General features: G+C 68.7%; 11 protein-coding genes. All 11 read left to right on the forward strand.

Annotated elements, in window-relative coordinates:
• Positions 1 to 13: 13 nt before the first annotated feature.
• The 11 genes from QAD21_RS25230 (at position 14) to QAD21_RS25280 (ending at position 7,240) form a co-directional block, all read left to right on the forward strand.
• Positions 14 to 505, forward strand: a complete 492-nt coding sequence (locus QAD21_RS25230; RefSeq protein WP_280362330.1) for a hypothetical protein — start codon at positions 14 to 16, stop codon at positions 503 to 505.
• Between the two features lie 13 nt (positions 506 to 518).
• Positions 519 to 1,016 carry a hypothetical protein gene (locus tag QAD21_RS25235; protein ID WP_280362332.1) on the forward strand — a complete coding sequence of 166 codons (498 nt, stop codon included), beginning with the start codon at positions 519 to 521 and terminating at the stop codon, positions 1,014 to 1,016.
• A 228-nt stretch (positions 1,017 to 1,244) separates the two neighbouring features.
• Positions 1,245 to 2,279: a DUF4192 domain-containing protein gene (locus QAD21_RS25240; RefSeq protein WP_280362334.1), complete on the forward strand. Its 1,035-nt coding sequence runs from the start codon at positions 1,245 to 1,247 to the stop codon at positions 2,277 to 2,279.
• A 255-nt stretch (positions 2,280 to 2,534) separates the two neighbouring features.
• Positions 2,535 to 3,056, forward strand: a complete 522-nt coding sequence (locus QAD21_RS25245; RefSeq protein ID WP_280362336.1) for a hypothetical protein — start codon at positions 2,535 to 2,537, stop codon at positions 3,054 to 3,056.
• The gene (locus QAD21_RS25250) at positions 3,053 to 3,733 is read left to right on the forward strand and encodes a hypothetical protein (protein ID WP_280362338.1); all 681 of its coding nucleotides are present in this window, start codon (positions 3,053 to 3,055) and stop codon (positions 3,731 to 3,733) included. The genes QAD21_RS25245 and QAD21_RS25250 overlap by 4 nt, the downstream gene beginning before the upstream one ends.
• The gene (locus QAD21_RS25255; protein WP_280362340.1) at positions 3,726 to 4,049 is read left to right on the forward strand and encodes a hypothetical protein; all 324 of its coding nucleotides are present in this window, start codon (positions 3,726 to 3,728) and stop codon (positions 4,047 to 4,049) included. Before QAD21_RS25250 ends, QAD21_RS25255 begins: the two co-directional genes overlap by 8 nt.
• Positions 4,046 to 4,468, forward strand: a complete 423-nt coding sequence (locus tag QAD21_RS25260) for a hypothetical protein (protein ID WP_280362342.1) — start codon at positions 4,046 to 4,048, stop codon at positions 4,466 to 4,468. Before QAD21_RS25255 ends, QAD21_RS25260 begins: the two co-directional genes overlap by 4 nt.
• Before the next feature lie 213 nt (positions 4,469 to 4,681).
• The gene (locus QAD21_RS25265; protein ID WP_280362344.1) at positions 4,682 to 5,824 is read left to right on the forward strand and encodes a hypothetical protein; all 1,143 of its coding nucleotides are present in this window, start codon (positions 4,682 to 4,684) and stop codon (positions 5,822 to 5,824) included.
• A gap of 222 nt (positions 5,825 to 6,046) precedes the next feature.
• Entirely contained in the window at positions 6,047 to 6,454 is a 408-nt protein-coding gene (locus QAD21_RS25270; protein ID WP_280362345.1) for a DUF3846 domain-containing protein, read from the forward strand.
• A 262-nt stretch (positions 6,455 to 6,716) separates the two neighbouring features.
• Positions 6,717 to 7,082, forward strand: coding sequence for a hypothetical protein (locus tag QAD21_RS25275; protein ID WP_280362347.1), 366 nt, complete (start codon positions 6,717 to 6,719; stop codon positions 7,080 to 7,082).
• Positions 7,079 to 7,240 (forward strand): hypothetical protein, encoded by a 162-nt coding sequence (locus QAD21_RS25280; protein ID WP_280362348.1) that lies wholly within the window; start codon positions 7,079 to 7,081, stop codon positions 7,238 to 7,240. Before QAD21_RS25275 ends, QAD21_RS25280 begins: the two co-directional genes overlap by 4 nt.
• Positions 7,241 to 7,766: the final 526 nt, after the last annotated feature.

Genomic DNA, 7,766 nt, shown 5'->3' on the forward strand with positions numbered 1-7,766 from the left:
GTCCCGCATGGGGATGGATGTGTTTGGGCGGGCGCCGAGCGCGCCGGTGGGTGAGTACTTCCGTAACAACGTGTGGTGGTGGCGGCCGTTGGCGGAGTTCGTGTGCGAGCGGTATCCCGAGCTGGCTGCGGGGTGTAAGTACTGGCAGTCCAACGACGGTGACGGGCTCGACGAGCAGACCTCGATCGAGCTGGCGGGGCGGTTGCGTGCCGATCTGGCGTCTGGGGTGGTGGCCGAGTACGAACAGGCCCACACCGCCCGCCTGGCAGCGTTGCCGGATGAAACCTGCCGGTGGTGCGCGGGCACCGGGGTGCGTACCGATGAGGTCGGGGTGCAGATGGGTCTGGACCGCCCGCGCGACCCCGAGACCGGGCGGGGCGGATGCAACGCGTGCAACGGCGTCGGAACCCACCCACCGATTGATGCGAGCTATCCGTTCAGCGCCGAGAACGTGGCCGAGTTCGCCGAGTTCCTCGCCGCCTGCGGCGGATTCCGGATCTGCTGAAAGGGGCAGGCCAGTGACGACGACACCACAACAGCAACGGACGCCCGCACACGCCGTGCTGGAACTGTCCAGCGACGGCGAAGACGATGAGAGGCTGCGCCTGGCCCTCGACGGCTTCGAGACCTACGTGTATCTGGTCATCGACGGCGCCTACTACGGGGCGTTGAGCATCCGGCCGCACCCGGCACGGCATGGGTGGCAGCTCGAGCTGGGCCAGTACAGCCAGGTGACGCAGGACTGGGCCAGGCGGAACCCGATCGGGCGGCTGGGTGGCTGGATCGAGTGCGGAGACAACGGCTACTACGCGGTGATCGACGGGGCGCCGGCGTTCACCGAGGACGGTGGGTGGCCGATCGCGTTCGACACTGCGCAGGAAGCCCACGTGTCGTTGGTGACCGCGCTGCGCCAGTTGGGCCGTGACTACACCAGCGTGGTCCACACCGATGTGATCGACCTACGGCGCGGTGAGGAACGCGACGACCCGGCAGGAGACGTGCCGCTGAACCTCTGATCGCACGCCAGGGCCGGGTGCAGGTAGTCGTCGGGGCCTCCGACGACTACCTGCACCCGGCCGTACCGGCCATACCGGGCGGACCCCGGTATGAGGTTCGCCCGGTGTATTGCGTTGTGGCGGTGCTGGTTTGTTGTCGGTGGCGGCGGCTAGTGTGTGGGTTAGTTCCGATGAGACATCAGGGTCTCGCCGGGCCGAATCGAGGGAGTGATTTCGATGGGTGAGTGCGTGTCGAGTCGAGTACCGCAGTCGGTGGCGGCAGTGCTGACGGCGGTGCCGGGCCTGCTGGGTTTCGTCCCGCACCGTTCGCTGGTGATTCTGGCGTTCGCCGACGGCGGTGAGCGTGTGGTGGCGACGATGCGTCACGACTTCGCTCGGCGCGCCGATGGCAGCGCGCACGAGCACATGTATGCGACGCTGCGGGACCTGGCGGCGATCACCGCCAGCTACGGCGTGACCACGGTGGCCGCGGTGATCGTGGATGACCGGCTGCGCCGCGGCGACGCCGCGCACCGGGAGTTCGCGCACCGGATGCACGACATCCTCGCCGGGTGCGGCGGGCTGCACGCGGGCTATGTGGTCGAGACGATGACCGAAGGCCAGCGGTGGTGCACGGTGTGGGGAGAGGAGGCCCGCGACGGCGCGGACTCTGATGAGGTGCTCGGTGATCCGTTCACCTCGCCGACGGCCACCCGCGCCGCGGTCGAGCAGGGACGCACGGTGGTCGCCAGCCGCGACCGGGTCGGCGCCGACCTTAGTCCGGACGGCTGCGCGTGCGGTGGCTATGGGTTCGACGCTCACGGTCACACCGAGACCGATCCGGTCGCTGCGGTCGCCACGGTGATGGGCGCGTTGGACGGCCCGGTGGACTGTGTGACGGCGGCCGCGGTCGGGCGCGCGTTGTGCGACCTCGACATCCGCGATGCGTTGCTGGCGTTGGCCGGTACGACCGCGCACCGCCACACCGCGGCGAATCTGTGGCAGCACATCGCCCGTCACAGCATCGGCACGGTACGGGCGAGTGCGGCGACGATGCTCGCGCACCTGTACTACGTCGCCGGTGAGGGCGCGATGAGCGGTATCGCACTGGATGAGGCGCTCGTCGCGGATTCGGATTGGGCGTTGGCGCGGTTGCTCGATGAGGCACTGCGGGCAGGCGCGCATCCGAGCGTGCTGCGGTCGATACTCGAGACCAGCGCCGACATGCTCGCACTGCTCGGCGTCCCGGTGGAGGTCGACGCGGTGGCCGCCCTGCCCGCCTGACCGTTCTGTCCGACGGGCCTCCCACGGCCCGGGGCGCCGGCGCTCGAAAGGGTGCCGGCGCCCGGGCCGTACCGGGCGGACCCCGGTATGAGGTCGGCCCGGTGTATTGCGTTGTGGCGGTGCTGGTTTGTTGTCGGTGGGTGCGGTTAGTGTGTGGGTTAGTTCCGATGAGACATCAGGGTCTCGCCGGGCGATTCCCGAAGGGGTGTTGTGGCGATGGATGTTGCCGAGTTGTTCGCAGAGGTCCGTGATTCGTTGGCGGATGTGTTCGCCTCGATCGAGTGGGCAGAGGATGAGATCGCGGCGGCGCAGCGGCGCTGGCCAGCTCGCTCAGATGCGCTGTTCCATTCGTTCTCGCTGATCCGGCCGCCGGTCGAGTTGCTGGAGCGGCTGAGTGTGGAACCGGTGTACCGGGCCTATGCCCGGGAACTGCTCGATCGGGTCGGCCAAGAGCAGGACACTCGCCCCGGTACGGCGGTGGAGGTGTGCTTGGGGCTGCGGGAAGCGAGCCTGCGGGCGCCGCTGAGTCATGACGGGTTCGGGCTGTATGCACGGATGTGGGATGCCGCCGGGCTGCCGGAGGTCGACGGCGTCACCAACATGCGAGCCCATTACGAGGCGATCAGCGCCGACGCCCTGGACGAGGCCGAAACCTATGCGCGCCGCCACATCAACCGCCCCGACCGGGTCCTGGAGGTCACCGGGTGCTGCGGACAGCACCACGGCGTCGAGGTCGCGTGCGTCTACGCCAGCACCGACGGCGAGGCCGCCGCGTGAGCGCCCCCGACATCGCGCCGGTGTTCTCGGTCGAGGTCACTGAGACGACCACGACCCGCTACCGCGTCCGTGCCGCCGATGCCGATCGCGCGCAGGACGTCGCCACCGGACACAACATCGAGGAGGGGAGCGAGGGCGGCGAGGTCGTTGCCTACGAGCGCGAGGCCGAGGCGTTCCCCGAGGCCCCCACCGAGGCGCGTAGCGCACTGGCGGTGATCACCGACCCTGACGACCCGCCAGCGGTGACCGTGGGCGAGATCGCGGATCAGATCCCGGCCCGCGCCGCGCAGCTGGCGTGCGCACAGATGATGACCGCCCTCGGCGGTCAGGCCGAGTGGACCAGCGACACCATCGAATGGGTCGCCGCACATCTTGTCCGCATCGCCCCGCACTGGGTGCCGACGTTCACCGACTCCGGGACCACAACCGACGACGCAGTCGACTTCTGGCAGACCGTCGACCTGGCGGCCACCGACAGCGCCGAGGTCGACGCCGACGGCCAGGACAGGGCCTGGCTGGGCCTGTATGAGGCGCTGGCCGATCATCGGCGGTTGGCCGGGCAGATCAGCGCGGCGTCGGAGGCGTGCGACACCGGGCTCCTGACGGCCCTGGAGATGGACGAGGTCGACTACCTCAAACGGGTGCGCGACGCCGCTGAGGGGGTGCGTCGTGGCTGATGCGAAGTACCCGCGCCGCGACGGCGAGGACCCGGGCGCGCACTACATCGAAGAAGCGGTGTCGGTGTACCTGATGCGCCACCCCACCCAGGACCGGTGGGTCATCGACCCGCTCACCATCGACGGCGGCGCGTTGGATTCGACCCACGACACCTACCCGTCCAACGTCGAATGCCATTGCGGGCAAGACGATGCGGTGTGCGACACGGTCACCAATCGCATGGCCGAGCAGCCGTTGCCGTCGGGCGAGGAACTGATGGTGATGCTCGCCGACGCGCTGGGCTACCAGGTGACGCTGGCAGGTGAGTCGCAGTGACCATCGACCAGCAGACGGCGAGTCCGGTGGTGTTCGGCGAAACCGGGGAGCGGGCGCGGGCGGCGCTGTCGTCGCATCTGACGGTGCGCAATCTCGTTGAGCGCCATACCGAGTTGGCGGCGCTGCGCACCCTGTATGAGGTGATGTGCAGCAACGGGTGGGTAGCGATCCACGTCGACATCGAAGAGTGCTCAGCGATCGAAACACTCGCGCTGGCCGACGGCGAGCGCTGCTACCTGGGTGCCGACAACGACCTGGAGGCGATCAACGATGTGATGTTCGAGGTCGTCGGCAACTGCCCACGACGCATCTTCCGCTACCTCGACGGCCAGTACTGGGCCGATCGCGGCGACGTGCGCGCGGCGATCAACTCAGCACTACGCGCCCAAGTCCCCGCCGGATGGCCGCCCATCGGATAGCGCTTTGACCCCGATTTTGGGGGAGGTGACAGAGTGTCGCCTCCCCCAAAATCGCAGGCCGAGAAGTGCGGTACCGGGCCGACCCCGGTATGAGGTAGGCCGGGTGTATTGCGTTGTGGCGGTGCTGGATTGTTGTCGGTGGGTGCGGTTAGTGTGTGGGTTAGTTCCGATGAGACATCAGGGTCTCGCCGGATTTCCTGAGAGGACAGTGTCATGACTGTTGCGCAGTGGGATGGACGTTCGTTGGCCGCGGATCTGGCCTATGTGAAGCGCGTCACCGGGCTGTCGGCGCGCCGCGGTGTGTTGGCGCCGTTGCGGACGGTGACGATCGCCGCGCTCGGCGGGGTGGGCACGCTGACCCACTACAACTACGACGCCGGGGTGGTGGTGCGCGCGCAGATCTCCGGTGACATGGAGGCGACCACGGTGGACTTCCCCGAACTCGCCGCGGCGGTCAAAGCCGCGGGGCGCGGGGTGGTCGAGCTCGAGCGCGACGGGGACCGGCTTGTGGTGGCCGGGCCCGACGGGCGGTCGTCGGTGGCGGTGTTCGCCAAGGCCGAGGATGTGCCGGTGATGCCCACCGTCGGCGGGACGGCGGTGCTGGTGGCCGATACCGCGGTGTTCGCCACGGCGGTGGGCGCGGTGGCGCCGGCGGCCGGGGATGATGTGACGCTGCCGATGCTGACCGGTGTGCACATCGACGCCGACGACGCCGGGGTGGTGTCGATGGCGACGACCGACAGGTTCCGGCTGGCGGCAACGGAGTTGGCCACGGCCGCCCCCGTGACGCTGGAGGCGCCGGTGTTGGTGCCGGCGAAGGTCCTCGCCGCGGCCGCGGCACGGGTGGCCAAGCGCGAGGGCGCGGTGAGTGTGTACGTCGACGGCGGGAACGTACGCGTCAGCGGCGGTGACAGTGACGTCGTGGTCCGGGCGCTGGATTGCCAGTTCCCGCGGTGGCGGAATCTGCTGCCGGGTGCTGGTGATGACCGGATGCGGGCGCGGATCGCCGCGCCGGATCTCGCGCGCCGGCTCAAGAAGCTGTCGGTGTTCTCGGTGCGGGTCACGATGGCGGCCGACGGTGTGCGGGTGGAGGCCGGCGACCTCGAGACCGGACAGGTCTCGACGACCTTCGACGTGGCCGCTCACGACGTCGACGACCGTGTGGTCGGGGTGGTGGTCGGCTACAACCCGGAGTATCTGGCGTCGCTGCTGGCGTGCGCCCCGGGTGAGGTCGAGTTGACGTGGTCACCGACCGCGCCGACATCGCGGCCGATGACCATCGAGTTCGATCGGGTGCGTCATCTGTTGATGCCCGTCCGGTTGCCCGGTGCCGAGCCGGCGGCGGCGGCCGCCTAGACCGGGTCCAGCGGGGCGCCGGCACCCACCGATCGGGGTGCCGGCGCCGAGCCGTCCCGGCAGGCCCGACCGGCTGTACCGGGCGGACCCCGGTATGAGGTCGGCCCGGTGTATTGCGTTGTGGCGGTGCTGGATTGTTGTCGGTGGGTGCGGTTAGTGTGTGGGTTAGTTCCGGTGAGACATAAGGGTCTGGGCCGGACACCTAAACCGAGAGGGGCCGTCATGGCTACTGCTGATGTGTCGGGTGTGCGGATCGATACTGAGGGCGCGGTGTCACAGGTGAGCGCCGAGGGCGGCGACACGCTGAGCATGTTGCAGGCCGGGGTGGGCGGGTACGTCGATGTGGTGCGCCTGCCCGGCGGCATCGATATGTGGGTCGGTGATGAGGCCGCCTACACCCAGCCCGTCAATGCGTGGGCGTCGGTGCTCAACGATCTCCTGGGCGGTCAGCCGGTGATCTGGGGTCCGGTGGTGTTCGCGTCGTCGACCGACGCGGGGGAGACCGTCTCACTCAGCGGTGAGCAGGTCGCGCGGCTGGCGGCGTGGTTCGCCGATGAGGTCGAGGCTCCCGACGTCGCTGCCGCGATCACAGGTCTGGGCGGTGTCGAGACCCCGGCGGGGGTGCAGTGATGCCCGCCCCTGCCGCGCCCGCTGCACGTGCCGTTGACGCCGCGCCGTCGGCGTGTGTGTGCTGGCGGGTGGGCACGGTCCCGCACGCGGGGCACTGCTGTTTCGACGGTCCCGCCGAGGCGTACCAGGGCGACGCCGTGCTGCCTCCGTGCGGGCACTGGCACCCCGCCCTAACGCTGGCCGACATTACCGGGCAGCACAGCATCACAGACCACCCGGCGAGACATCAGGGTCTCACCGGGGCACATGGAGGGAAAGTCGCATGACGACAATGGAAGTCAGCCACGGACACAACGGGCACGCTGCCGAGCAGGTGTGGCCGTCGATCGGTGAGGGTGTGTTGCATCTGCCGAACCCGATCACCGACGCGGGGGCGTGGGTGCCCGCTGAGGATGTGCGCCGGGTCGAGGCCGAGGTCGAGCGTCTGCGCGAAGAGTTGCGGCGCGCCGAGCTGGACCGGGACACCGCCCGCGAAGAGGCGTCGACCTCGCGAGGGAAGACCGGGCACGCAATGAGGCGGCGTGCGAGTGGGCCGACGAGAACGATCTGTGCAGCCAGTTCGAGCAGTTCTGCGATCAATTCGGCTGGCAGGGCCGCGTCGACGATCTCGAGGTCACCGTCGAGGTGACGGTGCAGGTGTCGGTGCTGGCGTCTGATGTCCCCCGCAACGAGCAGGAGAGCTATTGCCTAGAGCAACGCATCGACGATGAGGCAATCCGGGAGAAGCTGAGCGAAGGCGCATTCTCGCTCACATCGACGTCGATCAGCGATTGGGACCGGGTCTAGCGGGCCGCTGACAGCCACCGTGGCGGGGCAGGTGAGCGCCCAACTCGGCTACCCCTGCCACGGTGCCCGGTCCAGACTCCCAGACACCGACAGGCAGAAGGGGAGGGAGGGGTGCAATGGTGGGGGTCCCCTCCCTCCCCTGTGTAGCGTCCACTCTCTCGTTGGGTGTGGCAACAGAGCAACGCGACGGTAACGATAGCAAACCGCCGATCCTCTGACATGACGGGCGTCCGCCGGCCTTTTGGTTGCATGTGCGAGTATCGGTCGCGGTGGTCTCAGATTCCCGCAGGGAATCGGTTGTGTGGCAATGGGTTTTAATTCTGTTGTGCGGTAGCATGTTTCATATGGAGTCAGAGAGCGCCCGCAGGGCGGTCGGTGGGCGCGAGGCAGGGTCGGCCGCAGGCCGACACAGCGGCGTCCTGGCCCGTTGCCCGACGGGAGTCGTGATAGACTGATCGACATGAAACACGGTGCACCACAACCACACTACAGCCAATCGGCCGTAGGCCGATGGGGAGCGGGACAC

This window comes from Gordonia sp. SMJS1, from assembly GCF_029866425.1.
In the GTDB taxonomy this organism is placed as follows: domain Bacteria; phylum Actinomycetota; class Actinomycetes; order Mycobacteriales; family Mycobacteriaceae; genus Gordonia; species Gordonia hongkongensis.

Coding starts and splice junctions, on each gene's coding strand:
- QAD21_RS25230 (WP_280362330.1), top strand. CDS start 14: ATGGATGTGTTTGGGCGGGCGCCGAGCGCGCCGGTGGGTGAGTACTTC.
- QAD21_RS25265 (WP_280362344.1), top strand. CDS start 4,682: ATGACTGTTGCGCAGTGGGATGGACGTTCGTTGGCCGCGGATCTGGCC.
- QAD21_RS25270 (WP_280362345.1), top strand. CDS start 6,047: ATGGCTACTGCTGATGTGTCGGGTGTGCGGATCGATACTGAGGGCGCG.
- QAD21_RS25275 (WP_280362347.1), top strand. CDS start 6,717: ATGACGACAATGGAAGTCAGCCACGGACACAACGGGCACGCTGCCGAG.